General features: G+C 66.8%; 21 protein-coding genes and 1 pseudogene. 16 read left to right on the top strand and 6 right to left on the bottom strand.

The genetic code is table 11. The features are described from left to right. Both ACH13J_RS15980 and ACH13J_RS15975 read left to right on the top strand, forming a co-directional pair. On the top strand, positions 1–2299 hold a 2299-nt coding region (locus ACH13J_RS15980), incomplete at its 5' end, for a glycine cleavage T C-terminal barrel domain-containing protein (RefSeq protein WP_397544341.1). Further along, a complete protein-coding gene (locus ACH13J_RS15975; RefSeq protein WP_397544340.1) occupies positions 2292–2801 on the top strand; it encodes a hypothetical protein in 510 nt (169 codons plus the stop codon). The genes ACH13J_RS15980 and ACH13J_RS15975, both read left to right, overlap by 8 nt. A gap of 16 nt (positions 2802–2817) precedes the next feature. On the opposite strand, the gene ACH13J_RS15970 is transcribed toward ACH13J_RS15975, so the two are convergent. From ACH13J_RS15970 to dctP (ACH13J_RS15960), 3 genes are read right to left on the bottom strand one after another with little or no spacing between them, the layout of a single operon-like run. Continuing rightward, complete coding sequence (locus ACH13J_RS15970) at positions 2818–4101, bottom strand: TRAP transporter large permease subunit (protein ID WP_397544339.1); 1284 nt, start codon at positions 4099–4101, stop codon at positions 2818–2820. An 18-nt stretch (positions 4102–4119) separates the two neighbouring features. Next, a complete protein-coding gene (locus tag ACH13J_RS15965; RefSeq protein ID WP_397544338.1) occupies positions 4120–4632 on the bottom strand; it encodes a TRAP transporter small permease subunit in 513 nt (170 codons plus the stop codon). After that, on the bottom strand, positions 4616–5611 hold the full coding sequence (gene dctP, locus ACH13J_RS15960) for a TRAP transporter substrate-binding protein DctP (protein ID WP_397544337.1): 996 nt from the start codon (positions 5609–5611) through the stop codon (positions 4616–4618). Before dctP (ACH13J_RS15960) ends, ACH13J_RS15965 begins: the two co-directional genes overlap by 17 nt. A 279-nt stretch (positions 5612–5890) precedes the next feature. Here dctP (ACH13J_RS15960) and ACH13J_RS15955 point away from each other — a divergent pair, with 279 nt between their 5' ends. The 14 genes from ACH13J_RS15955 (at position 5891) to ACH13J_RS15890 (ending at position 22223) form a co-directional block, all read left to right on the top strand. Then, positions 5891–6709, top strand: coding sequence for a methyltransferase family protein (locus ACH13J_RS15955; RefSeq protein WP_397544336.1), 819 nt, complete (start codon positions 5891–5893; stop codon positions 6707–6709). Further along, the gene (gene ubiG, locus ACH13J_RS15950; protein ID WP_397544335.1) at positions 6702–7418 is read left to right on the top strand and encodes a bifunctional 2-polyprenyl-6-hydroxyphenol methylase/3-demethylubiquinol 3-O-methyltransferase UbiG; all 717 of its coding nucleotides are present in this window, start codon (positions 6702–6704) and stop codon (positions 7416–7418) included. Before ACH13J_RS15955 ends, ubiG begins: the two co-directional genes overlap by 8 nt. Then, positions 7415–7813 carry a DUF4149 domain-containing protein gene (locus ACH13J_RS15945; RefSeq protein ID WP_397544334.1) on the top strand — a complete coding sequence of 133 codons (399 nt, stop codon included), beginning with the start codon at positions 7415–7417 and terminating at the stop codon, positions 7811–7813. The genes ubiG and ACH13J_RS15945 overlap by 4 nt, the downstream gene beginning before the upstream one ends. A gap of 112 nt (positions 7814–7925) precedes the next feature. Further along, entirely contained in the window at positions 7926–8468 is a 543-nt protein-coding gene (locus ACH13J_RS15940; protein WP_397544333.1) for a response regulator, read from the top strand. 150 nt (positions 8469–8618) lie between these two features. Further along, positions 8619–8945, top strand: coding sequence for a hypothetical protein (locus ACH13J_RS15935; protein WP_397544332.1), 327 nt, complete (start codon positions 8619–8621; stop codon positions 8943–8945). Further along, on the top strand, positions 8942–11179 hold the full coding sequence (locus ACH13J_RS15930; protein WP_397544331.1) for a N,N-dimethylformamidase beta subunit family domain-containing protein: 2238 nt from the start codon (positions 8942–8944) through the stop codon (positions 11177–11179). The genes ACH13J_RS15935 and ACH13J_RS15930 overlap by 4 nt, the downstream gene beginning before the upstream one ends. A 32-nt stretch (positions 11180–11211) precedes the next feature. After that, entirely contained in the window at positions 11212–12456 is a 1245-nt protein-coding gene (locus ACH13J_RS15925) for a M24 family metallopeptidase (protein WP_397544330.1), read from the top strand. 247 nt (positions 12457–12703) lie between these two features. After that, positions 12704–13618, top strand: coding sequence for an aldo/keto reductase (locus tag ACH13J_RS15920; protein WP_397544329.1), 915 nt, complete (start codon positions 12704–12706; stop codon positions 13616–13618). Further along, positions 13615–14289 (top strand): DUF6064 family protein, encoded by a 675-nt coding sequence (locus tag ACH13J_RS15915; protein ID WP_397544328.1) that lies wholly within the window; start codon positions 13615–13617, stop codon positions 14287–14289. The genes ACH13J_RS15920 and ACH13J_RS15915 overlap by 4 nt, the downstream gene beginning before the upstream one ends. Before the next feature lie 217 nt (positions 14290–14506). Further along, a complete protein-coding gene (gene dctP, locus ACH13J_RS15910; protein ID WP_397544327.1) occupies positions 14507–15607 on the top strand; it encodes a TRAP transporter substrate-binding protein DctP in 1101 nt (366 codons plus the stop codon). Positions 15608–15694: 87 nt separating this feature from the next. Further along, positions 15695–16915: a TRAP transporter small permease subunit gene (locus ACH13J_RS15905; RefSeq protein WP_397544326.1), complete on the top strand. Its 1221-nt coding sequence runs from the start codon at positions 15695–15697 to the stop codon at positions 16913–16915. A 3-nt stretch (positions 16916–16918) separates the two neighbouring features. Then, positions 16919–18277 (top strand): TRAP transporter large permease subunit, encoded by a 1359-nt coding sequence (locus ACH13J_RS15900; protein WP_397544325.1) that lies wholly within the window; start codon positions 16919–16921, stop codon positions 18275–18277. A gap of 271 nt (positions 18278–18548) precedes the next feature. Continuing rightward, entirely contained in the window at positions 18549–19019 is a 471-nt protein-coding gene (locus ACH13J_RS15895) for a phasin family protein (protein WP_397544324.1), read from the top strand. Between the two features lie 636 nt (positions 19020–19655). Then, a complete protein-coding gene (locus ACH13J_RS15890; protein WP_397544323.1) occupies positions 19656–22223 on the top strand; it encodes an FAD-dependent oxidoreductase in 2568 nt (855 codons plus the stop codon). Positions 22224–22261: 38 nt separating this feature from the next. Here the strand turns inward: ACH13J_RS15890 and ACH13J_RS15885 are convergent, their stop codons facing one another. From ACH13J_RS15885 to ACH13J_RS15875, 3 genes and pseudogenes are all read right to left on the bottom strand, one after another. Beyond that, positions 22262–23143, bottom strand: coding sequence for a 2-oxo acid dehydrogenase subunit E2 (locus ACH13J_RS15885; protein ID WP_397544322.1), 882 nt, complete (start codon positions 23141–23143; stop codon positions 22262–22264). Between the two features lie 11 nt (positions 23144–23154). Next, a complete protein-coding gene (locus ACH13J_RS15880; protein WP_397544321.1) occupies positions 23155–24585 on the bottom strand; it encodes an NAD-dependent succinate-semialdehyde dehydrogenase in 1431 nt (476 codons plus the stop codon). Positions 24586–24600: 15 nt separating this feature from the next. Then, positions 24601–24989: pseudogene (locus ACH13J_RS15875) on the bottom strand (biotin/lipoyl-containing protein); the annotation flags it as partial.

Raw genomic sequence — 24989 nt, 5'->3', positions numbered from 1 at the left:
GGCCGCGCGGGCCGGACGCGAGGTCTGGCTGGTGGACGAGGCCGACGAGATCGGCGGTAGCCTGCGCTGGCGCGGTGGCGATATCGAGGGCAGCAACTGGCGCGACTTCGGCCATGACACGGCAGCGGCCGTGACGGCCGCGGGCGGGCGGGTGCTGACCGGCACGACGCTGTGGGGCGCGTTCGATCACGGCATGTTCGCGGCGTGGGAGCGGCGCGCCGAGGCGCCCGACCGGCACTGGCGCATACGCGCGCGCGAAACCGTGCTGGCCGCCGGCGCCATCGAGCGGCCGCTGTGGTTCGCCAACAACGACCTGCCCGGGATCATGTCGGCCGAAGCGGCCCTGCATTACCTGCAGCTGTACGGGGCGGTGGCGGGGCGGCGCATCCTGCTGGCCACCGGCAACGACGCGAGCTACCCGGTCGCCGCCGCGCTGGCGCAGGCAGGATGCGACGTGACCGTGGCGGATGCGCGCGACAAGCCGCCCATGGCCCCCGAAAGCGTGAACGCGCTGGCCAACGCCCGGGTCACCCGTGCAAGGGGCCGACAATCCGTCTCGGCGGCAGAGGTCGCGGGCCGCTGGATCGAGGCCGACACGATCCTCGTCTCCGGCGGGTATACGCCATCGGTCCACCTGCATTGCCAGGCGGGCGGTAAGCTGGACTGGAACGACGCCGCGGACGCGCTGGTGCCACGGCCCGGGACGTCGCCCCTGCATGTGGCCGGGGCGGCCAATGGCAGCCTCGGCCTCGCCCGCGCGCTGGAGGAGGGGCACGCGGCCGGTGGTGGCACCGGCACGCCCCCGCAGGCCGCCTCCGGCGACTGGCACATGACCGCCATGCGCCCCGACCCGGCCCTGCCCGGGCGGCAATGGGTGGACCCCCAGAACGACGTGACGCTGAAGGACGTGAGGATCGCCGCGCAGGAGGGCTATCGCTCGGTCGAGCACCTCAAGCGTTACACGACGCTGGGCATGGCCACCGATCAGGGACGCAGTGCCAATTTCGCGGGGCTGGCGGCCATGGCCACGCTGACGGGGCAGAGCATCCCCCAGACCGGGACCACGACCTACCGCCCGCCCTTTTCGCCCGTGCCCTTGGGCGTGATCGCCGGCCCGAGGCGGGGCGAGCTGTTCAACGCGCCGCGACGGCTGTCGCTGGAGACGCTGCACAGGACGCAGGGTGCGGCATTCCGCGAATACGGCGGATGGCTGCGCCCCTCGGCCTACGGGGACGGGGAAGAAGCCGAGCGCGCGCAGGAGGAAGCGCGCACCGCGCGCGCGGCCGCCGGCCTCTACGACGCCTCACCGCTGGGCAAGATCGAGGTCATCGGCCCCGGCGCGGCGGAACTGCTGGATTACTGCGGCTACGTGCGCCTTTCGACCCTCAAACCGGGGCGGGCGCGTTACGGGTTCATGCTCAACGAAACGGGCATCGTGCACGACGACGGCGTGGTATTCCGCCTTGCCGAGGACCGGTTCATCGTGTCGGCCTCGTCCTCGCACGCCGCCAGCGTGCGGATGATGCTGGAGGAGGCGCGGCAGGACATCTTCGACCCCCGCCAAAGCTACGTCCATGACGTGACCGCAGGCTTTGTCACCCTCACGGTCACCGGCCCCGCAGCGCGCGGCCTGCTGCGCGCGGCAGGCATACCCGAGGCGGTCCTCGACGATGCCACGATGCCCCACATGTCGGTAACGGAAACCACGTGGAACGGACACGCCCTGCGGGTCGCGCGGGTCAGCTTTACCGGCGACCGGTCCTACGAGCTGACGGTCGCCGCCCGGCACGGCGCCGCGCTGCACGCCGCGCTCGACGCGGCGCGCGCAGAGGTGGACGGCCGCTGGATCGGGATGGAGGCCGTCATGATCCTGCGGGCGGAAAAGGGGTTCATCCTCGTCGGCAAGGACACCGACGGGCTGACCATGCCACACGACCTCGGCTGGACGGGCCCCCGGGACAAGCGCACCGACGAGTATCTCGGCCGCCGCGCGCTTTTCACCCCCGAGGCCAACCGCGACGACCGCCGCCAACTCGTCGGGCTTGAGACCGCGGGTGACACGCCCCTGCCCACCGGCGCGCACCTTGTGCCGCCCGAGGGGGCGCGGCGCTCGCTGGGGTTCGTGACGTCCAGCTATTTCAGCCCGACGCTGAACCGGCCGGTTGCGCTTGCCCTGCTGGAAGGCGGGCGGGCGCTGGCCGGGCAGGAGGTCGGCGTGTTCCACATGGGTGAAACGACCCGCGCCCGGGTCTGCACGGCCTGCGCGCTCGATCCAGAATGGGAGAGGCTGCATGCGTGAACGCGACTGGACCAACCCCGCGCCCGAGGCCGGCGACAGCATCGAGGGACCCGGCGTTGCCGTGCGGTGCCTCGCCCCCGCGAGGGCGGCCGTAATATCGGGAAACCTCGACGCCGCGATCTCCACGCTCGCGCCGGGCGCGGCGATGATCGGGCTGCTCGACACCTTGCCCGGGTCGGGGCACTACGCCCTGCGCATCGCCCGGGACCGGGCGCTTCTCTGCACGCCCGAGCCACTCGGCACCGCGCCGGGCTGGCACGGGAACTTTGCGCTCAGCCCGGCGGACGACCTGTATGTGCCGATCCAGATCGAGGGCGATGACGACGCAACGCTACTGTGCAGCTGCATGTCTGCACAGGGGGGCTCTCCCTCTGCCATGACGCTGTTTGCCGACAAGCCCTGCCTCGTGGCGCGCGCCCATGGCACGGCCGTCCGCGTCTGGGTGCCACGCCCCGACATGGCGGAGGTCTGGGCGCGCCTTGGGCGTCTGTCCGGGGCGTGACCCCGGACAGCCCCCTCTACATCAGGTCAAGCAGGCGGGGGATCGTCAGCGACAGATCCGGCCAGAACGTCGTAAGCAGCATGACCGGCAGCGCCACGAAGCCCATGAGGCCAACCGCCGGCATCACCGCTTGCAGGATCGGCACCCTGCAAATCTTGCATGACAGGAACAGCGTCGGCGCCACCGGCGGGCTGTTCGCACCGATGACGACCGAGGTCGCCACGATGGCCGCATAATGCACCGGATCGACGCCGTTGGCGACCACCAGCGGCAGGAACAGCGGCGCGATGACGACCGTGACCGAGACATCGTCCATCAGCGCGCCAGCCACGATCAGCACGAGGTTGACCACCAACAGCGCCGCGATCGGGTTGCCGATGACGGACTGGATCGCCTCGGTCATGTCCTGCGGGATCCGCTCGAAGGACAGGATACGCGAGATCATGAAGGAAAACAGCAGGATGAGGATGATCGAGCCGGTCGTCTCGGCCGCGCTGACCACGCTGCGGCCAAGAGTGCCCCAGGTGAATTCGCGGTAGATCACGCCGCCGACCACCAGCGCGGCAACGGCGGCAACGGCCGCGGCCTCGGTCGGGGTGAAGACGCCGCCGTAAATCCCGCCGAGGATGATGAGCGGCAGCGACAACGCCGGCAGCGCCTTGAGCGTGACGCGGCCGAAGCTTTCCTCCGGCGCCTCGTCCTGTGCGGTCTCGTCGAAGGCCCGCCCCACGAGGAACCGGTTATAGAGGATGAGGCCGATGATCAGGATGATCGCGGGCCCGATGGTGGCCGCGAAGCAGGCCGCCACGGACTGGCGGGTGACCACGGCGAACAGGATCATCGTGATCGAGGGCGGGATCAGGATGCCCAGCAGGGACGAGATACCCAGAAGCGCGGCGATGCGCCCGCGGGGATAGCCCCGCTCGGCCAGCGGGTCCGTCATGATCGAGCCGATCGACGCGATCGCCGCGGTGGCCGTGCCCGAGATGGCGCCGAACACGCTGGACGACAGCACCATGGCCGTGCCCATTCCGCCGCGGCCCGTGGCGATACGGCTGACGAAGGCGATGATCCGCTGCGCGATGCCGCCCGACTGCATAAGGTAGCCGGTCAGGATGAAAAGGGGCAGCGCCACGAGCACAACGGAATTGAGCGATCGGAACCCCTGCAGCATCAGGGTGTTGAGGTTCGCGTCGTACACCCATGTCAGGTAGGCGAGCACGCCGGCGAACGACCACGCGACAGGGAGTCCAAGCCCCATCAGGATGATGAGGAGCGGTAGGGCGATCAGGGCATACATGCGTCTTTTTCCGTGAACTCAGCGTCGTTTGAGACGGAGCAGGGCCTGCACCGCGTCCCGGATGGCATAGGCGCAGCACCCCACGGCGGCCGCGCCGATGGCGAACTGGGGAATCCACAGCGGGATCTGGTACGCCGGCGTCGTCTGCGGCCGCTTCATGCCCCAGGTGAACATGTAGTAGGCCCAGACCATGAAAAAGCAGGTCACCACGATTGTCAGCACCGCGATCAGCAGGTCGTGCGCCGCCTTGGTGCGCGGATTGACGATGTTGCCCGCGATCCAGTCGACCGTGAGGTGCTCGCGCTTGCGCGAGGCGATGACAGCCCCCGTCATGTAGAGCGCGACGGCCGCCAGCATGATCAGCTCGTGCAGCCCGACCACCGACAGCCCGAGCAGGTAGCGGGCAACGACGAGAAAGAACATCAGACCCACCACGACGGCGGACGTGGCCACCCCGATCACGTCTAGCGTGACCGCGATGACCCCGCCCACGCGGGTCGTGGTGGAATGCGGCTCAGAGGTCGCTGGCATTTTCACGGATCGTGTCCATGATTTCGCTGCCGATGCGTTCTTCCATCATCGGCCAGACCTCGGCGCGAACCTTCTTGGCCATCTCGGCAAGCTGCTCCTCGGAGGGCTCGATGTATTCCATGCCCGCCTTCTTGGCCTGATCGATGTAGTACTGGTCGCGCTCCTGCGCCTGCTCGAACGCTTCTTCCATCACGACCAGCGCGGCGTCGCGCACGACCTCCTGGTGTTCTTCGGGCAGGCTCTCCCAGGACTGGTTGTTCATGGCGATAACGCCGGTCACGAACTGCATCTTGGTCTGGTTGTAGTAGTCCAGAACATCGCGGAAGTACTCGTAATCCCAGTAAATGATGTTCGCGCCGTCGCCATCGACAACGCCAGTCTGGATCGCGGTGAAGACCTCCGACCAGTCGATGGTCGCGGTCTGGTAGCCGAGCGCCTGAACCGACTCGGCCATCGGGAACATGGCCGGCACGCGGATCTTGAGATCGGCGGCCTCCTCCTCGGTCATCGCGTACTTGTCCGCCGACGCGATGCCGTTGAAACCTTCGGGCCACGGGCCGAAGAACTTCAGCCCCAGGTCGTCGTAAATGCCAACCAGCATGTCGTTGACCCAGCCGCCGGGCTTGTAGGCCTCGAACGCCTCTTCCCAGCTGGTGACCATGTAGGGCGTGAACAGGACACCGAGCCGTTCATCGTAGGCGGTGATCGGCCAGTTGATCATCATGTCGATGTCGCCCGCGACGAACAGGTCGAAGACCTCGGCCTGGCTGCCCAGCTCGTTCTGGTAGAACACGTCGACCTGCACGTCGCCGCCGGTGCCCTCCTCGATCAGCTCCGCCCAGCGGTCGAGCGCGTTGCCCGAGGGCGAGCCCTTGGCGCCGGAATCAGTGGCGAGCTTGAGCTCGGTTTGCGCCCAGGCTGGTGCCACGGCCAGCATCGCCACCGTGGCGCCCAGCGTCATGATTTTCCTTAGGAACATGCTTTGTCCTCCCGTTGAATGGCGTACAGCGCCCATCGCTGGCCGCCCGTGATTTCGAACAGTGGACATAATTGTCCATTGTTGTCAATCGCGGTCACGAAGCGCACGATACGCAACGAGGGATCACCGTGCTTACCCCGTCGCCGGACCGGGGCACCCCCGGCACAAGGCGCCCCGCCCGTGGCGGCGGCCCCTGCCGAAGGGTGACGATGCCGCCGCCCGTGCGACGCATTGTCAGAACGGGTGGCGCACCCCACCCCGCGCCCTACAACCCCGCGCATGGCAACGGCACCGCACTTTCAGCTTCGCAGGCTCTGGGCACTGGCGCGCGGTGTAGTCCTTACCCCGGCCCGGGGGCGCGTGCTGGCCCTTGCCGTCCTCTACGGGCTGGTCTGCCACGTCCTGTTCGCGGCGGCAGTCGCGGCCATGATCGCGGGCATGTTCGTGGGCATGAGCGCAGGGCTGGGGACGGTGCCCGCGCCGTGGCACCTGCCCGTCAACGCGCTGCTGATCCTGCAGTTCCCGCTGGCGCATTCCTTCCTGCTGGGTGACCGCGGCCGTCGCGTGCTGGGGCGCCTGTCGCCGCCCCCGCACGGCAGGACGCTGGCCACCACGACATACGCCATCATCGCCTCCGCGCAATTGTTGTTGCTGTTCACCTGCTGGACGCCCAGCGGGATCGTCTGGTGGCAGGCAGACGGTGCGGCGTTTGCCATCACCTGCACGCTTTACGCGCTGTCATGGCTCATGCTGGTCAAGGCGAGTCTCGACGCCGGGGCCGAGGTTCAATCCGGCGCGCTTGGCTGGATGTCTCTGGCACAGGGTATCCGGCCTGTATTCCCCGACATGCCGACGACGGGGCTGTTCCGGGTGATCCGGCAGCCTGTCTACGTGGCCTTCGCGCTGACGCTGTGGACCGTTCCGGTGTGGACGCCCGATCAACTCGCGCTCGCGCTGGCATTCACCGCCTACTGCCTGACCGCCCCCCGCCTGAAGGAGCGGCGGCTTCACCGGATTCACGGCGAAAGGTTCGCCGCCTATCGCGCACGCGTCCCTTACGTTTTCCCACGCCTTAGAAGGAGGCCCGCCGATGGCTGAAGCGACCCGCAACGACCTGACGATATACGACGGCGCGGCGCAACACTGGTGGAGTGACGATATCCGCTGGGTGCGCACGCTGAAAAACCTCGTTCCCGGACGGTTGCGATGGTTCGACCGGCACGTGGAATGGCCCGGACAGGAGGTGCTGGACCTCGGATGCGCGGGCGGGTTCATGGCAGAGCGGCTGGCGCAAGAGGGTGCCAGCGTGACGGGAATCGACCCGGCCGAGCGGGCAATCGACGCTGCGCAGGCGCACGCACGGCAGGCCGGGCTGGATATCCGGTACGACGTGGGTATCGGCGAGGCGCTACCCTACGCGGACGACAGTTTCGACGCGGTCGTATGCGTCGACGTGCTGGAACATGTTGCCGAGCTTGGCCGGGTGCTGGACGAGGTCGGGCGTGTGCTGCGCCCCGGCGGTTATTTCCTGTATGACACGATCAACCGCAACCCGCTGTCCCGTTTCGCCACGATCACGGCGGCCGAGACATGGCTGCGGCTGTTGCCGCGAGGCACGCATGACCCGGCCCTGTTCATAAAGCCCGCCGAGCTGAAGGAGCGGCTGGCCGCGGCGGGGATGGTGCCCGGCCCGACCAAGGGGCTGGGCCCTCGGGGCATCGACCGCCGGGGCGACCTGGTGTTCGGGCCGGTCCCGACACGGGCCGTCATCTACATGGGATGCGCCGTCAAACCGGTGCGCTCATGATGCTGGAAACCGCCCTGCTCGTCACGGCGCTGCTGTTCGGTGGCATGACGCTCTATGCCTTCGGCTTCGCCGCCTTTGTCTTCGGCGCCCTGCCGGCCGAGGAGGCGGGCCGTCTCATCCGCCGAGCGTTTCCGCGGTTCTATCTCTTCGTGTTCGTGACATCCGCCGTGGCCGCCATCCTCGCGGCGTCCAAAGACCCCCTCTCGGCGGCCGTGCTGGTCGCGGTCGCCGCAACGACGGTTGTTGCCCGTCAGGGTCTGATGCCGGCCATCAACGCGGCCAGCGACACGGGTGCCAAGACCCGTTTCAAGGTTCTTCACGGCATCTCTGTGGCGCTGACGCTTGGTCATATCGCTGGCGCGGCCGGCGTGCTGCTGCGTCTTGCAGCGGCGTGAGAGCGGGGCGTCACGCAACCCGGCCGGCGATGCGCGGCAGAACGTCACGCTTGCGATCCGCCGCGCATCGCCGCGCGTAAGACAGACGAACCAGGTGGACATGGATACCGCGATGACAGACGGCACCCTTCTTGTCGTGGAGGACGACGAAGCTCTGCGCACGCGGCTGGCCAAGGCGATGCATCGCCGCGGCTTCACCGTGAAAACGGCAAGCGGCGCGACCGAGGCGCGCGAGCAGATCGCCGCCACGCCGCCGGACTATGCCATCATCGACCTGAGGCTGGAGGATGGAAGCGGGCTGGACGTGGTGCACTGGCTCGAAACCCGCAAGCCCGGGGCGCGCTGCGTGATCCTGACGGGCTACGGCGACATCCCGACAGCCGTGGCCGCCGCGCGAATCGGCGCGATCGACTACATCGCCAAGCCCGCGACGGCGAACGAGATCCTCGATGCCCTGATGGCACCTGAAAACCAACCGCCGCCCGCACCCGACGCCCCCATACCGCCCGAGGACGCCCGCTGGGAACATATCCGGCACGTCTACGAGGACGCCAATTCCAACGTGACGGAAACGGCCCGTCTGCTCAACATGCATCGGCGCAGCCTGCAAAGAATCCTGCGCCGCCGCGGCGTGACGACCGACGCCGGCAGATAGACCGCGGCAACCGCCCCGTGGCCGGGCATAACCGCACACGGGTTGCCGCACGCGGCCAGGCGCAGACAGGGCATGACAGATGCCAAATCGTGATGTAGCGTCCGGTCCCGAGGCCTCCCGCAGGCCCGCAACCTCGTGCAAGGATGGACCATGTACGAAATCGACCCGGCAAGGCACGATCTGGTCGAGGAGTTCAGGCGGAACCCTCTTGGTCCCTACGGTCCGGAGCTGTCGCTTGTCGTCAACCGCCTGAAAATGATGCCGCTTGCCGACCGGCACGTGCTGGTATGCACGAGACGGGGACAGGAATGGGTTCTTGCCCGCCTGCCGTCGGAAAGGGGCGCGCCGGTCGAGATTTTCCAAGAACGGGTGTTCGACGACTACGCGGAGGCCGTCTGGGAAGTCTTCAAGAGACGCTGGCACACGGTGACAGGGCAGGACATCGGCGAATCCGATGGCAGCGGGCCCCGGCCATGAAGAAGGTGCTGGGATACTGCGACGACTGGAGCGCGATCGCGGGCGGAACGGTCAACTTCAAGATCAGCACCTACGGACCCAAGCGTTTCGAGGCCACGCTGGTGCGCGTCATATGTGGGAACAACGACCCGTCTCTGGGCCTGTTTCGCGAAGAAGAGATCGACGCCCCGATCAACGGCATGCACGAGGGCGGGCTTCAGCCCATCGATGCCGGGTCCTGCGCCAAGGTTCCGGGTGCGCCCGTGCTGGACGCGCTCGAAAGCTTCACGGTGCAGGCATGGGTTTTTCCGACAACGCCGGGCAAGGGCGAACAGGGCATCGTCACACGATGGCGGGACGTTCCCGCGGCAGGCTTTGCGATGCTGCTTGACGCGTCGGGGGCCGCTGCCTTTCGGCTGGGTGACGGCAAGGGCGGCGTCAACGAGGTGACAACGGGCGTGCCGCTCGCCGAGCGCCGGTGGTATCTGCTGTCTGCCTCTTACGACGCCGATACAGGCCGAATGAGCATACGCCAGCACCCGGCCGGTGGCACGCTGGAAAAGCTGGCAGGCGGGACGCAGGACGGCCGCGGTGCCCACGCCCCCGCCGACGGCGAACTCGTTTTCGCGGCCTTCCCCTGCACGTTGCCGGGGGGACGGCCGGGCTCATCCGCGAATTTCAACGGCAAGATCGACCGCCCGCGTTTGAGTGCGAACGTGCTCGGCGAGGCGGACGTGCTGTCATTGGCCGGCGATGACGCCGCCGCGTCGGGCGGGGATGTCGTCGGGGCATGGGATTTCTCGCTGGGGATCGGGACCGACGAGATCCACGACATCGGCCCCAACGGATTGCACGGGCGCACGGTCAACCTGCCGTCGCGCGGCTGCAAGGGCCACAACTGGACCGGCCGCGAACAGAGTTTCCGCCATGCGCCGCGGGAATACGGGGCGATCCACTTTCACGATGACGACCTGTACGATGCGGGATGGGAGACGAGCTTTGCCTACGACATCCCGGCCGACCTGCCCAGCGGCGCATACGCGGTGCGGCTGCGCGCCGGCGGCGACCAGTCCTACGTCACGTTTTTCGTGCGCCCCGCCAAGGGGGCGGCCCGGGCAAAGCTGGTATTCCTCGCCTCGACGGCAACCTACATGGCCTATGCCAACTATCACTGGATGTTCCACGAACGCTTCGCCGAGGTGACCGAATCGTTCTGGACCACGATGGAAAAGACGGACGTGTTCCTGCAGGAACACCCGGAATTCGGCCTTTCGACCTATGACACGCATTCCGACGGGAGCGGCGTGCGCTTTTCCTCGCGCCTGCGGCCCATCCTGAACATGGCGCCGGGCACCCCGTGCTGGAGCTTCAACGCGGATACGCACATCCTTGGATGGCTGGACGCGATCGGGGCCGATTACGACGTGCTGACGGACGAGGACCTGCACCGCGAGGGCGCCTCGGCGCTCGCGCCGTACACCGCGGTGCTGACGGGCACGCATCCCGAATACCATACCACCCCGATGATCGAGGCCCTGCATTGCCACGTTTCGGATGGCGGGCGGCTGATTTATCTCGGCGGCAACGGCTTCATCTGGCGCTGCGCGATGTCGGACAACTTCCCGGGCGTGATCGAACTGCGCCGCGCCGAGGACGGGATACGCTACCGTGACGAGGAGCCGGGCGAGTATTACCTCGAACTGACGGGCGAGTATGGCGGGCTATGGCGGCGCCTCGGCCTGCCGCCTCAGGCCCTGGTGGGCGTGGGCACGATCGCCTGCGGCTTCGACAGCTCGGGCCATTTCCGGCGCACCGCCGAAAGCCGCGACTCCCGCGCGGCGTTCATATTCGACGGCATCGCCGAGGACGAGATCATCGGAAATTTCGGGCTCGTGGGCGGCGGCGCCAGCGGGGCCGAGATCGACGCCACCGATCCGATGATGGGCACACCCGCCCACGCGCTGGTCGTGGCACGGTCCGAAGGCCATTCCCTGAACACGCTGATCTGCCCTGACGAGATCGGGTTTCACTACCCCGCCATGGACGGGGTACAGAACCCGCTTGTCCGGGCGGACATGACGTTTTTCGAAACTTCGGGCGGGGGCGCCGTGTTCTCGGTTGGGTCGATAGCATGGGCCGGCAGCCTGCCGCACAATGGCTACGACAACAACGTGGCGCGCCTGTCCCGCAACGTGCTACGGCGTTTCCTCGACGACACGCCGTTCGACCCGCCGGCGGTGCCCGGCACCGCCTGACCCCCGCGCCGACCAACGGAGGACACATCGCCATGGGAGAGAACCGCGACCTCGTCTTCAGGGCCTGCCAGCCGGAGATGGACCTGCCGTTCACCGAGACGGAATTCGCCGAGCGGCTGACCCGCATTCGCAACGCCATGGACGCGCAAGGGCTGGATGTCCTGTGGCTGATGGCGCCCGAAAGCCTGTATTACGTCAGCGGGTACAAGTGCATCTGGTATCAGGCCCAGAGCCCGAAATCATGGCCCGCAACAAGCGGCATCGCGATCCATCGCGACAGGGACGATTTCATCCTTTTCGACACCCCCAGCGAAGCCATCATGTGCCGCTACGTGACCTGTGCGAAGGACATTCGCGTCTTTCCGATGGACGGGCGCCGTGACGGGCTCGGCTTCATCATCGAGGAGCTCAAGGCAGAAGGCTGGCTTTCGGGCGGGACGGTGGGGATGGAGTTCCACAGCTACCGCCCGAACCCAGCCATCAGCCATCGCTTTCAGCGATCCTTCGAGCAGGCCGGCATGACGGTGACGGATGGCAGCGACATCCTGCGAAACGTGCGCTGGATCAAGTCGCCCGCCGAGATCGCCTATCTGGAAAAGGCCGCCGAGATCACCGATACGGGGCTTGAGGCGGCAAAGGCCGCGATCCGGCCGGGCGCCACCGAACTCGACATTCAGGCGGAGATGCTGCATGCCATGGGCAAGGCCGGCGGCGAGACACCTGCGATCACGCTGCCCGTAAACTCGGGACTCAAGGCCAATTGCGGCCACGCCATGGCAGGCCGCAGAAGGATCCAGCCGGGCGAGCAGGTCAATCTGGACATCAGCGGGGTCTACAACCGATATCACGCCAACGCGGGACGGTCGTTTTACGTCGGCGATCCGCCGAATGACGTCCTGGACTACCACAACCTTTCCTCGGGCGTTTTCGACGTGATCGACAGCATACTGCGGCCCGGCCTGCCAGTGGCGGAACTGGTGTCGGCCACGCGCGCCTACTACGAGGATGTGGGCATCTGGAGCGATGCCGGCTGGGTTGGCGGCTACGAGCTGGGGCTGGCATTCCCGCCCGACTGGGTCGGGAACTACGTCTATGAAATGAGCGACACCGACACGGATCGTGTCCTCGCCCCCGGCACGATCGTGAATTTCGAGAGCCAGTTCTTTGCGCCGCGCATGTCCGGCATCACCTACTACATCGACACGCTGCTTTTCAAAGAGGACGGGGCCAGCCGCCCGCTGGCGTTCCGGCCCGAACTGGTGGTGCTGGACTCATGAGCGCGCCCATGCCGCCGGCCACCCCGCCCGCCGGGCCGTCGTGCATGGCACCATCCAAAGGCCGTCACGGTGCTGCAACCTGCGGCCTGACGGGGCCGGTGCCCGTCGCGCGGTATTGCCGCGGCGCGCGACAGCCCCATGTTGCATGGGCAGGTGCAGCGGGGCGATGCCATCCCGACGGCTAGGCAAGAGGGTTTGAAACACATCACCACCCCACGGGGAAAGGACAGCAGCGGGACGAGCGGCGATGCCACTGACGAGACGCGCGATGGTGCTTGGGACGGCGGCGGCGCTTGCCGTGCCCGGCGCGGCGCCGGCTTCGGCCGATACGCTGCGCACCATCCCCTCTACCATCCCCTCTAGCGGGGCGCGAGTGCCCGCGATCGGCCTGGGCAGCTGGATCACATTCAACGTGGGTAGCGACCCGGTTCTGCTCGACTCCTGCGCCGACGTGATCGCGGCATTCGTCGAGGAAGGTGGCGGCATGATCGATTCCTCGCCCATGTATGGGTCATCACAGGACACGATCGGGTACGGGCTGCGCAAGCTGGGTCATCCCTCAACGGTCTTTTCGACCGACAAGGTGTGGACACGGAGCGCCGGCAGAGGGCCCGCACAGATCGAGCAAACGCGCACCGCCTGGGGCGTCGAGACCTTCGACCTGTTGCAGGTGCACAACCTCGTCTCGTGGGAGGCGCATCTGGAAACGCTGTTCGGCATGAAGCAGGACGGCCAGTTGCGCCATGTCGGGCTGACCACCTCTCACGGCCGGCGTCACGACCTGCTGGAGCGGCTGATGACCGATCACCCGGTCGATTTCGTGCAGCTGACCTACAATCTCGCCGACCGCGCGGCGGAGCGCCGGCTTCTGCCGCTGGCGCGCGAAAAGGGCATCGCCGTCATCGCCAACCGTCCCTTTCGGCGCGGCGCCCTGCCCCGGGCGCTGCAGGGGCGGCCGCTGCCCGGTATCGGCGGCGATCTCGATGCCGGGACGTGGCCGCAGCTCTTGCTGAAGTTCATCATCTCGCACCCGGCCCTGACCGTCGCGATCCCTGCAACCACCCGGGTTGCACATCTGCGGGAGAACAAGGCAGCCGCACGCGGACCGCTGCCGGATGCCGATATGCGGCGGCGCATCGTCAGCCATTTCGAAAGCCTTTGACAAGCACATGGCTCTCTTACGCGCCGGGTGACCTGCTTCTTTTCTCGGAAAGGGTCTACTGGCGGATGTTCGTGCTGGAGAACACCGCCTTGTGGCCCCTGCCCCTGATCGCGCCCGTTGCAGCCGTCGGCGCCGTGATCTGGTCCACACGCCGCCCGCGGGCCGGCCTGCGTGTCCTTGCCGTGCTGCTGGCGCTGGCGTGGGTGTCGGTCGGCTGGCATTTCGTCTGGCATCGCTACGCGCTCATCAACTGGGCGATGGTGTATGCCGCCCCCGCCTTCGTGGTTCAGGCGGCGCTGTGCACGATACTGGCCGTTCGCGCGCCGACCGAAGAGCGGCCCGCCCCTCTGCACAAAGCGGCGGGCCTCGGCTTCGTGCTGGCCGGCGCGGCGGTTTATCCGTGGCTCGCGGTCGTGCAGGGCCGCACACTCGCGGGGGCCGAGATCATGGCCGTCGCGCCCGACCCCACGGCCGTCGCCAGCATCGGGCTGCCGTTTCTGGCATGCACGGGCAGATACCGCGCCCTTTTGTTGCTGGTGCCGCTTGCATGGCTTGCGCAGAGTTCCGTCACGCTCTTTTTCCTCAGTGGCGGGGCCGCGGCCATGCCCCCGGCGCTGGCCGTCATTGCCGCCCTCGGGGTCGTGGCCGGGCGTGACGCTGGCGCCCGCTGACCGACCTGCAAACCGGGATGATACGACCAAGCAGAGGGCCACCGGCTGATCCCGGCAAGGGCCTTGCACCGCGGCCCGTTACGCCGGGAAAAGACGAATTGGAAAAATCCTTTTACCAATTCAATGAAATGAGTATGGTTCCGCGTATCAATACCAAGCGGGGGAATATAACGGCTTATCGAGCACGACCGCAGAAACCAGCAATCGGGAGGAGACCATGACCAACAAACTTATGACACGCCGCGCCGCGTTGAGCGGGATTGCCACGGCCGGGGCGACCGGGCTTGCCGCCCCGTCGATCGCGACGGCGCAGGGACAAACGACAACCTGGAAGATCCAGACCTCGTGGCCGGGGGGAATCGGGCTGCAGATCTTCAAGGACTGGGCAAACTCCATCGTCGAGAAAACCGGCGGTGAGCTGGCCTTCGAGCCCTTCGGGGCCAAGGACGTCGTGGGCGACTTCCAGCTTTACGACGCGGTCAAGAACGGCGTGCTGGACGCGGTGAACCCGTTCACGATCTATGCGCAGGGAATCATTCCCGCGGCGATGTTCCTGACCAGCTATCCGCTGGGCCTGCGCAACCCGCACGAGTTCGACACCTTCTACTACGGGCTCGGCGGGCTGGAGATGGCACGCGAGCTTTATGCCGAGCAGGGCATGTATTTCGTCGGGCCGATTCATCACGGGCCCAACATCATCCACTCCAAGGTGCCGATCCGCTCGGTCGACGACTTCGCCGGCCGCAAGATGCGCGCCCCGGGCGGCATGGTGGCCGAACTGTTCTCGGCGCTCGGCGCCAAGACGACGCTGCTGCCGGGCTCGGAAATCTTCCCGGCGCTGGAGAAGGGCACCATCGACGTGGCCGACTACGTGGGCCCGGCGGTGAACTACGCGCTCGGCTTCAGCCAGGTCACCGACTACATCTCGATGGGCCCTCCGGGCTTCATGTCGGTCTATCAACCGGTGGACATCATGGACCTGACCGTGGGCATGGAAAGCTGGAACGCACTGTCCGACGAGATGAAGCAGTTCGTCGAAATGGAGGTGCACACCTATTCCGACCAGCACCACGCGGCCATCCAGAAGGCCGACCAGGAGGCCTGGGAGAAGTTCATGGCCGACGGGACCGAGGTCACGCGCCTCAGCCAGACCGACGTGGAGATCATGACCGAGGTCGCCGTGCCGATCTGGTACAAGTACGCCAACCGCGACAAGAACGCCGCGCGCGTCTTCAAGACCCAGCTGGATTACATGATGTCCGGCTCGCTCGGCTACGTGACGCCGGACATGGTCGAGGGCCAGGAGCTGGATCTCTGATCCACACCATGTAACCTTGAACCCAAAGGCACCCCCGCCATCACCGGCGGGGGTGCGATTTCAGGCTGCTGCTGTTCCGGATACCCCATGCCTAGTATAGACTTCATCCTCCCGCACTGGCTCTACTGGGGCGGTCTGCTGGTCTTTCCGCTGTTTGCCATGTTCATGGCGCGGCGCACCAAGACGACCGGATACTCCGTCCCGATAGGATACCTGATCCTCGTCACGGGCGGGCTTCTCGGCCTGCACCGGCTCTACTTGCGCAACCTGTGGGGGCTGGTCTACCTGCCGATCTTCTTTGCCATCCTGTTCTGCAACGCGCAGGGGCGCGACGCCCGCGAAGTGCAGAGCCAGGCCGCCAACGCCGTCAGCAGCGCCGAGCGCGTGATCGAGCGGCTCGAACCCAAGGTCGCCGGCGCCGACGAGAAGATCGCCGATCTGCGCGCCGCGCTGGAAGAGGCCGAGGAGGGCACCTTTGCCGAGATCCGCGCCGAACGGCAGCTGGAGAAGGCCGAGGAAAGCCTGGTGGCCGATACCGAGCGGCTGGAACGGGCGCGCGCGGATCTTCAGGATGCCCGCCCCGCGCTGGAGGATGCCACGCAGGCGCGCAAGACGTGGTCGGACATGGCGTTTTACGCGCTGATGGCGATCTGCGCGCTCATCGCCATTGACGCGGTGTTGTTGCCAGCCATGGTGCGCAAGGCGAACGCGGAACTGGCGCAGCAGCCGGCGGAGACCGACCCGGCCGAAGAACGCATCGAGGACTACGAGCACGACGCAGAGAAACGCGATCACGACCACATCGGGACGGGGTGGACCGGGGCGATTGACCGGTTGTCCTATTTCGCGGGCGAATTCGTGGCCTACTGGGCGGTCATCGCCGTCTTTGCCTACTACTTCGAGGTGGTTGCGCGCTACGTCTTCAACTCGCCCACGATCTGGGTGCACGAGGGCATGTTCCTGATGTTCGGCATGCAATACCTGATCGCGGGCGCCTACGCCGCGATGACCGACGCGCATGTAAAGGTCGACGTGTTCTACGCCGAATGGTCGCCGTTCAGGAAGGCGGTGGTCGACCTGTTCACCTCGATCTTCTTTTTCATCTTCGCGGGCACGCTGCTCGTGACAGGCTGGATATTCGCGATGGATGCGACACGCGTGGACGAAGTGTCCTTCTCCGAGTGGACCATCGCCTACTGGCCGTTCAAATGGGCCATCGTCGTGGGGGCCGTGCTGCTGATCCTGCAGGGGATCGCCAAGCTGGCGCGCGACATCGCCACTGTTCGTCAATCCTTGCAGGCGGGGTAAGACATGGGAATTGAAATAGATATCGCATGGCTGACCCTGATGATGTTCGGCAGCCTCATGGTGCTGCTGATGGCCGGGTTGCCGCTGGCCTTCGTCACCGGGGGCCTTGCCTGCGTCTTCCTGTTCATCCTGGGGGACGCGCAGACGCTCAACATCGTGCCGTCGCGCATTTTCCCGCTGATGACGAACTACCAGCTCTCGGCGATCCCGCTGTTCATCTTCCTCGCGGCCATGCTGGAGAGGGCGGGCATCATCAACGAGATGTTCGACGTCATCTACAAGCTGCTTGGCGGCGTGAAGGGCGGGCTCGCCTCTGCCACGATCATCGCCTCGACGATTCTCGCCGCGATGGTGGGCGTGATCGGCGCGGCGGTGGTGACCATGGGCATCATCGCCCTGCCCGCCATGCTCAAGCGCCATTACAGCCCCAAGATCGCAATGGGCTCGATCATGGCGGGCGGTACGCTGGGCATTCTCATCCCGCCCTCGATCCTCGCGATCATCTACGCGGTCGTGGCCGAGCAGTCGGTGGGCGAGCTGTTCATCGGCGCCGTCCTGCCCGGGCTGATGCTGTCGGGGCTCTATATCCTCTATGTCAGCATCATGTGCTATGCCGATCCGGCCAAGGGCCCGCCCATCCCGGTCGAGGAACGGGTGGACACGGCGGAAAAGCTGCGCCTGCTGGGGAACATGGCGGCGCCGATCTCTCTGATCGTCGTGGTTCTCGGGGTGATCTTCGCCGGCGTCGCCACACCGGTTGAGGCGGCGGGCATCGGCACCTTCGGCGCGTTCATCGTCGCCGCCATACACCGCAAGCTTGATTGGCCCACCGTGCGCGAGGCCTGCCTGACAACGCTCAAGGCCAGCGCGATGGTGATCTGGATCATGTTCGGCGCGACCATCTTCGTCGGGCTTTACGTGCTCGAGGGCGGGCAGGAATTCGTCGAGGAAACCATGACCGGCCTGGGGCTCGGTCCATGGGGAATCCTGATCCTGATGCAGATCATCCTCGTGCTGCTTGGCATGTTCCTCGACTGGGTCGGGATCCTGCTGCTGGCGGTGCCGATCTTCGTGCCCATCGTCAAGGCCCTTGGCGCACAGGCGTTCGGGCTGGAGGATCCCGGTGACCTGGTGTTGTGGTTCGGCGTGCTCTACCTGGTGAACATGCAGATGAGCTTCCTCTCGCCGCCCTTCGGCTACGCGCTGTTCTATTTGCGCGGCGTCGCGCCGGCGGAGATCCCGATGAGCGACATCTTCAAGTCCGCCCTGCCCTTCCTGTTCCTGCAGGTGGTCGGGCTGGCGATGTGCATGCTGTTTCCCCAGATCATCACGTGGCTGCCGGGAATCGTGTACGGAGGCTGAGCCCGCACCGGGTGCGGCCCATCGACGGTCTTGCGGACGCGGGGGGCGCCCCCCGCGTGCCACCGGCGTTCGGCATGATCTGCAACCGGCCGGGCCGGTCGCCGTGCCCCGCGCGACCGACCGGCTCGACATCGCGATGACCACTCTAAGCCCTGGCGCATTTCGCCCTTGGCGCGTTCGGGGTTACGATCGGGTGGATGATTCCCGCCGGGATGCGGCCATAAGGTCGGAAACCGACGCATCGCCCGACGCAGCAGAAAGGAGTTAACCGATGGCCAAGGGGACGAAATCCAACAAGTCGAACCCGTTCGACATGTCCGAGTTCTTGAAGCTCTACGATCCCGAGAAGATCGGCAAGATGTTTGACCCGTCCACGTTCATTGGGCAGCTGCCGGCAAGCGCGCCGGACATGTCCGATCTTCTGGAACGCAACCGCCGCAACTACGAGGCGATGGTCGAGGCCAACAAGGCGGCAGCCGAAACCTACCGCGACATGCTGGAGAAACAGACCGAAATCTGGAACCGCATGACAGAGGCCGCCCGTGAATACGCCAGCCAGGTCGAGGCCTCTGGCAGCGCCGAGGCGATGACGAAAAGCAGCGAGGCCTATGCGCAGGCTGTAGAAACATCGCTCGCGCTGATGCAGGAGATGGCAGAGACCGCCCGAAAGGCCAACGAAAAGGCGTTCTCCGACATGCAGGAGAGGGTGAGCGAGGCGATCAAGGAAATGAAGCCGGACTGACCCGCCCGCCAGCGCCGGGCAGCGACAGGTGATTCCCCGGCGCGGCGGACCGGCCGGCGCCAGCCGCACGGGGCTGTGCCGCACCAACGCGATTGGCGCGCTTCATGCGGCGCCGCGCGCTTGCGGTCATGCGGGACGTATGCGCCGTGCTCCAACCGGGCGGGCACGGAAGCCCGGGGCGGCAGCGCGCATTTCCCTACGCCCAGCGCACGGGGGCGGGAGACGGGATCGTTGCCCGGCCTTGTCACGGTTGATCAAGAGCATCTGCCACGGTTGTGGATGAATACGGCCAGCACATCGCGATCCTTGATGTTCCCACGCGCCGCGCGGCGGGCGGGCCTCGCGGTACCTGCCCGGGATTCGTGGCTTTGCCCACCTTCGGCCCGGACGTAACCGCGGCGGGGGACGGGCAGGCAACGGGGGCTGGCACCATGCCCGCCTCAACCAACGGGCCGGGGCGCCGCACGGTCGCCAACGGGGCGCGCCAAGTCGCTTTCACGACAGCCAGAAATGCCGTTGCGATGCAACTCCCTAGGGATGAAATCCGCCCGTGCCCCGCGCGGCTGCATCGTGCCGGAAAGGGGCCGGAAACAGGCGGATACCACGAATGACAGCCTTCCACCGGAGACGCCACGGATGTCCAGTTTCCCCACAAGCGCCAACGTAGTCATCATCGGTCAGGGCGGGATCGTCGGGGCCTCTGTCGCCCATCACCTCATCGAACGGGGATGGGACAATATCGTCGGTCTCGACAAGTCCGCGATCCCGACCGATATCGGGTCGACCTCTCATGCGTCCGACTTCTGCTTTCTCACGGCGCATGACCAGATGACGATTTACACCACCAGCTACAGCGTGGATTTCTACGAACGTATGGGTCGCTATGCCCGCATCGGCGGGTTCGAGGTCGCGCGCGTGGGCGACGACGCGCGCATGGACGAGCTGAGACGCAAGGTCAGCCTGGGTCGCGCCTTCGGCAACAACATCTCGCTGGTGTCACCGCAGGAGGTGAAGGAGAAGTTTCCCCTCATCGAGGAGGACATGATCCAGGGCGCGCTGTGGGACCCCGATGCCGGGCTGGTGATCCCCCGTTCGCAGACAGTGACGGGCGAGATCGTTCAAGCGGCCGAGAAGACGGGCAAGCTCAGGGCCTTTGCCAACACGCCCGCCACCGGCCTGGACATCCGCGACGGACGCATCCGCGGGGTCGAAACCCATCGCGGCTACATCGAGACGGCGCACGTGGTGGTCTGTGCCGGGCTGTGGGGCCGGCTGATCGCCGAGATGGCGGGCGAGGACCTGCCCATCATGCCGGTCGAGCATCCGCTGCTGTGGTTCGGACCCTACGACCAGTTCGCGGGCACCGGCAAGGAGATCGGCTATCCGCTCCTGCGCGACCAGGGCAACTCGGCCTACATGCGCGACACCGGCGACCCGGCCACCACCGAGGGCGGGCAGATCGAATGGGGGTATTACGAGGAAAAGAACCCCCGCATGGTCCACCCGCGCGATATCCTTGAAAAGGCCCAGGCGCGGCTGTCACCGTCGCAGAACGACCTGGAGATGGAACAGGTGATGGAACCGCTGGAACGGGCGATGGAGTTGACCCCGATCCTTGGCGAGCTGGGTTTCGACGAAAAGCACTCGTTCAACGGTCTGCTTCAGGTCACCGCCGACGGCGGCCCCTCGATTGGCGAGTCACCCGAGGTGCGCGGCCTTTGGTACGGGGAATCCGTCTGGATCAAGGACGGGCCCGGCACCGGCAAGGTGATCGCCGACTGGATGACGGACGGCCGCACCGAGATCGACCACCACGGCATCGACGTCACCCGGTATTACCCGATCCAGAAAACGGATTCCTACATCCACGACCGCTGCTACGAAACAGCGTTCAAGATCTACAACCCGGCGGTACACAACCGCGAGCCCTACTCGATGGGCCGCAACCTGCGCATGAGCCCCTTTAACCTGCGCGAGCGCGAGCTTGGTGGCTATTTCATGGAGGCGGCAGGCTGGGAACGCGCCCATGGATACGCCGCGAACGAGGCCGCGCTGCTCGAGAAATGGGGCGACCGCATTCCCGAACGCGGCAATGAATGGGACGCGCGGCACTTCTGGCGGGTCTCGAACGCAGAGCATCTTGAGATGTCGGAGAATGTGGGCATGGTGAACCTGTGCCACTTCGCCATCTACGATGTCTCGGGACCGGACGCCGAGGCGCTGATGGAATACTGCTCGGTCGCCAAGATCGGCGGGGACACGCCCGTGGGCAAGGGGGTCTATACCAACTTCCTCGACAGCGCGGGCGGCGTGCGTGCCGACCTGACCATCGTGCGGCTGGCCGGTGACCGCTTCCGCGTGATCGACGGCGGCGATGCCGGCAACCGCGACCGGGTCTGGATGCAGCGCATGGCCGAGGACAAGGGCTGGAGCGTGCACATCGAGGAACGCACCGATCACATGGGCTGCATCGGGGTGTGGGGGCCGAACGCCCGCGCCACGTTGCAGAAACTGGCCGACGATCCCGACGCGCTGACGCAGGAGAACTTCCCCTTCGCCGCCTCGCGCGACTTCACCCTGCGCGGCGTGCCGGTATCGGGTTTCCGCATCTCGTATGTCGGCGAACAGGGGTGGGAGCTGCACTTCCCGCTCAGCTACGGCCTACCGCTGTGGGACATGCTGTACGAGCAGGGCGTGACACCCGTGGGCATCGAGACCTATGCCAACAGCCGACGACTGGAAAAGAGCCTGCGGCTGCAGAACGCCGACCTGCTGACGGAATACAACCTTGTCGAGGCCGGCATGGCCCGCCCGAAGGTCAAGGAGGCCGATTTCTTCGGCAAGGAGATCTATCTGGAACAGCGCGCGCGGGACCGTCAGCCGGCCTATCTGTGCACCCTGACGATGGAGGACAACACCGACTCCAGCGGCATGGCGCGCTATCCCGTGGGCGCGTGCCCGGTCACGGACCCGGAAACGGGTGACGTGCTCGTCGACGAGCTGGGGCGTCGCTCCTACACCACCTCGATCGCCTTCGGGCCGTCACTGGGCAAGAACATCGCGCTGGCTTACCTGCCCCACGGTTACTGCGAAGAGGGCCGGCAGCTTTCGATCGAGTATTTCAACGAGAGCTACCCGGTGAAGGTGGCCGCCGTCGGATACAAACCGCTCTATGACCCGGAAAACGCCCGACCGAAATCCTGACGGGAAAGGCGCGCCCCTTGGCGGGGCGCGCCGGCACATCAGAGCATCAGGCGGCGTGGATCGGACAACAGCGCAGCATAGCGGGTGGTGAAGCGCGCCGCGTCGGCCCCGTTGATCACCCGGTGATCGTAGCTCAAATCGAGCGGCACCATCGGCACGGGCTGCCATTCCGCGCCATCCCAGACCGGCACCGTCTCGGTCCGCGTGAGGCCGAGGATCGCCACCTCGGGCGGGTTGACGATGGGGGTGAAACCGCTGCCGCCGATCCCGCCGAGGTTGGTGATCGTCATCGAGCCGCCGCCCATCTCGTCGGGGCCCACCTTGCGTGCCTGCGCGCGGGCGGCGAGATCGGCGATCTCGGCGGCGAGGGCCCACAGCCCCTTGGTGTCGGCGTCGCGGATTACCGGCACCATCAGACCGTGGTCGGTGTCCACGGCGATGCCGATGTGAACATAGTCCTTGAGGATCAGCGTCTCGCCGTCAGGCGACAACGACGCGTTGAAGCGCGGAAACTCGCGCAGGCACCGCGCGAGCGTCATGACGTGGAAGGCCAGCGCCGTGAGCTTCACGCCGCGCGCCCGCGCCTCGGGCTTGAGCTCTGCGCGCAGCGCCTCGATCGCGCGCATGTCTGCGCGGTCGTGATGCGTGACAGCCGGGATCAGCGCCTGCGCGGCGGCGAGGTTGGCTGCGGCCACCCGCGCGAACCGGCCCATCGGCTCCTCCCTCACGGGGCCATAAAGGGAATGGTCCACCTCCCAATACCCGGTATCGCCCGCCGGCGCCGGCGCGCCGCCCTGCGCGCCCCCGAGATCGTCGAGCGTCAGGCTGTTGCGCCCCAGCTTCGCGGCATGGTCCTCAGGGTCGATCCCCATCTCGAGCGCGCGCTTGCGCACGGACGGGCTGGCAATCACGTTGGACATGTCCGTCTCCTTCACCAGTCGGCCGAGATGTACTGGGTTTCCATGAACTCCAGCATGCCCTCGTGCCCGCCCTCGCGGCCGAGGCCCGACTGCTTGGTGCCGCCGAAGGGCGCGGCCGGGTCGCTGACCAGTCCGCGGTTGAGCCCCACCATGCCGTAATCCAGCCGCTCGCAGACCTGCATCGCGCGCTTGAAGTCGCGGGAAAAGACGTAGGCGACCAGCCCGTACTCGGTATCGTTGGCGCGGCGGATCACATCGTCCTGGCCCGAGAAGGTCTGGATCGCGGCCACGGGGCCGAAGATCTCGTCATGCACGCAGGCCGCGTCCTCGCTGACGCCGGACAGCACCGTGGGCGGATAGTAGAAGCCCTTGCCCGCCGGTGCCTCGCCGCCGCATTCCACCTTTGCCCCCTTCGCGACGGCATCGGCCACGAACTCGGCCACCTTGTCGCGGGTCTCGGCATTCACCAACGGGCCGACATCGACGGTGGGGTCCGTGCCGTCCCCGACCTTGAGCGCCGCCATGCGCCCGGTCAGGCGGCGGGTGAACTCCTCGGCCACGTCCTCGTGCACGTAGATCCTGTTGGCCGCCGTGCACGCCTCGCCGAGGTTGCGCATCTTGGCCAGCATGGTGCCCTCGATCGCGGTGTCGATGTCGGCATCCTCGAACACGATACAGGGCGCGTTGCCGCCCAGCTCCATCGCCGGCTTCAGCACCTGGTCGGCCGCGGACTGCAGCAGCTTGCGCCCCACGCCGGTGGAGCCGGTGAAGCTGACCACGCGCACGCGGGGGTCATGCAGCATGTGATCGACCAGCGCGCCGGTGCGCTTGGAGGGGAGCACGTTGACCAGCCCCGGCGGCACGCCGGCCTCTTCCAGCAGCGGCATCAGCGCCAGCATCGTCAGCGGTGTCTCGGAGGCGGGCTTGATCACCACGCCGCACCCCGCGGCCAGCGCCGGGGCGATCTTGCGCGTGCCCATGGCGGCGGGATAGTTCCACGGCGTGACCAGCACGGCGAGGCCGGCGGGCTTGTGCTGCACCACGATCCGGGCGCCGCTGGCCGGCGCGCGGGTAATCAACCCGTCGGCGCGCACGGCCTCCTCGGCGAACCAGCGAAAGAACTCGGCGGCATAGGCCGCCTCGCCCCGGGCATCCACCCCGGCCTTGCCGTTTTCCAGCGTGATGAGATGCGCGAAATGATCGAGCCGGTCGGTCATCAGCTCCCATGCGCGGCGCAGAACCTCGGAACGCTGGCGCGGGGTGCGCGCGGCCCAGTCGGCCATCGCGCGCTCGGCCGCGTCCAGCGCGGCGTCCGCGTCACCGGTGCCAGCCGAGGCGACGGAGGCGAGCACCTCTTCTGTCGCGGGGTTGATGACGTCGAAACGATCGCCCCCCGCGCCCTTTTGCCATTTGCCGTCGATGTAGAGATCTGTGAAATCCATGTGGGCCTCCGTGGGTCAGAGCAGGTGGCGGAGCGGTTGCTCCATCCGGCCCGCGAAATCGGAAAGAACGGTTGCGGCATCCGACGCGGTCAACTGGTCGGCCGCGCATTCCAGCGTCAGCGTCAGCCCGCTATCCGCGCCCATGACGGTGAGCACAGGGGCGTCCTCGGCCCCCGCGTGGACGGTGCTCAGCCGCGAATGGCGCAAGTCGCGCAGGCGCAGGTCGGGGGCGGCCTCGGGGTCGACCTCGGCCACTTCGCCCAGCCGGGCGGACGGGACCGTGAAAACGCGGGTCCGGCCGAAGGCCTCGACCGCGACGGTCGCGCCGCGGCGCAGGCTGCTGCCCGCGAGGCCGGCCACATCGAGGAATTCGTCAACTGGAAGGTGCGCGAGGAGCAGAAGGT

The organism is Roseovarius salis (assembly GCF_044472985.1).
GTDB classification, from domain to species: Bacteria; Pseudomonadota; Alphaproteobacteria; order Rhodobacterales; family Rhodobacteraceae; genus Roseovarius; species Roseovarius salis.
The sequence above is the reverse complement of the archived record's forward strand: the minus strand, read 5'-3'. Positions and strand labels throughout refer to the sequence as shown.

What these genes read in the sequence shown, in the direction of transcription:
- ACH13J_RS15885 (WP_397544322.1), bottom strand. Translation starts at nt 23,143, where the DNA reads ATGTCCAACGTGATTGCCAGCCCGTCCGTGCGCAAGCGCGCGCTCGAG.
- ACH13J_RS15930 (WP_397544331.1), top strand. Translation starts at nt 8,942, where the DNA reads ATGAAGAAGGTGCTGGGATACTGCGACGACTGGAGCGCGATCGCGGGC.
- ACH13J_RS15935 (WP_397544332.1), top strand. Translation starts at nt 8,619, where the DNA reads ATGTACGAAATCGACCCGGCAAGGCACGATCTGGTCGAGGAGTTCAGG.
- ACH13J_RS15970 (WP_397544339.1), bottom strand. Translation starts at nt 4,101, where the DNA reads ATGTATGCCCTGATCGCCCTACCGCTCCTCATCATCCTGATGGGGCTT.
- ACH13J_RS15965 (WP_397544338.1), bottom strand. Translation starts at nt 4,632, where the DNA reads ATGCCAGCGACCTCTGAGCCGCATTCCACCACGACCCGCGTGGGCGGG.
- ACH13J_RS15880 (WP_397544321.1), bottom strand. Translation starts at nt 24,585, where the DNA reads ATGGATTTCACAGATCTCTACATCGACGGCAAATGGCAAAAGGGCGCG.
- ACH13J_RS15955 (WP_397544336.1), top strand. Translation starts at nt 5,891, where the DNA reads ATGGCAACGGCACCGCACTTTCAGCTTCGCAGGCTCTGGGCACTGGCG.
- ACH13J_RS15945 (WP_397544334.1), top strand. Translation starts at nt 7,415, where the DNA reads ATGATGCTGGAAACCGCCCTGCTCGTCACGGCGCTGCTGTTCGGTGGC.
- dctP (WP_397544337.1), bottom strand. Translation starts at nt 5,611, where the DNA reads ATGTTCCTAAGGAAAATCATGACGCTGGGCGCCACGGTGGCGATGCTG.
- ACH13J_RS15940 (WP_397544333.1), top strand. Translation starts at nt 7,926, where the DNA reads ATGACAGACGGCACCCTTCTTGTCGTGGAGGACGACGAAGCTCTGCGC.
- ACH13J_RS15975 (WP_397544340.1), top strand. Translation starts at nt 2,292, where the DNA reads ATGCGTGAACGCGACTGGACCAACCCCGCGCCCGAGGCCGGCGACAGC.
- ACH13J_RS15905 (WP_397544326.1), top strand. Translation starts at nt 15,695, where the DNA reads ATGCCTAGTATAGACTTCATCCTCCCGCACTGGCTCTACTGGGGCGGT.
- ubiG (WP_397544335.1), top strand. Translation starts at nt 6,702, where the DNA reads ATGGCTGAAGCGACCCGCAACGACCTGACGATATACGACGGCGCGGCG.
- ACH13J_RS15895 (WP_397544324.1), top strand. Translation starts at nt 18,549, where the DNA reads ATGGCCAAGGGGACGAAATCCAACAAGTCGAACCCGTTCGACATGTCC.
- dctP (WP_397544327.1), top strand. Translation starts at nt 14,507, where the DNA reads ATGACCAACAAACTTATGACACGCCGCGCCGCGTTGAGCGGGATTGCC.
- ACH13J_RS15920 (WP_397544329.1), top strand. Translation starts at nt 12,704, where the DNA reads ATGCCACTGACGAGACGCGCGATGGTGCTTGGGACGGCGGCGGCGCTT.
- ACH13J_RS15925 (WP_397544330.1), top strand. Translation starts at nt 11,212, where the DNA reads ATGGGAGAGAACCGCGACCTCGTCTTCAGGGCCTGCCAGCCGGAGATG.
- ACH13J_RS15890 (WP_397544323.1), top strand. Translation starts at nt 19,656, where the DNA reads ATGTCCAGTTTCCCCACAAGCGCCAACGTAGTCATCATCGGTCAGGGC.
- ACH13J_RS15900 (WP_397544325.1), top strand. Translation starts at nt 16,919, where the DNA reads ATGGGAATTGAAATAGATATCGCATGGCTGACCCTGATGATGTTCGGC.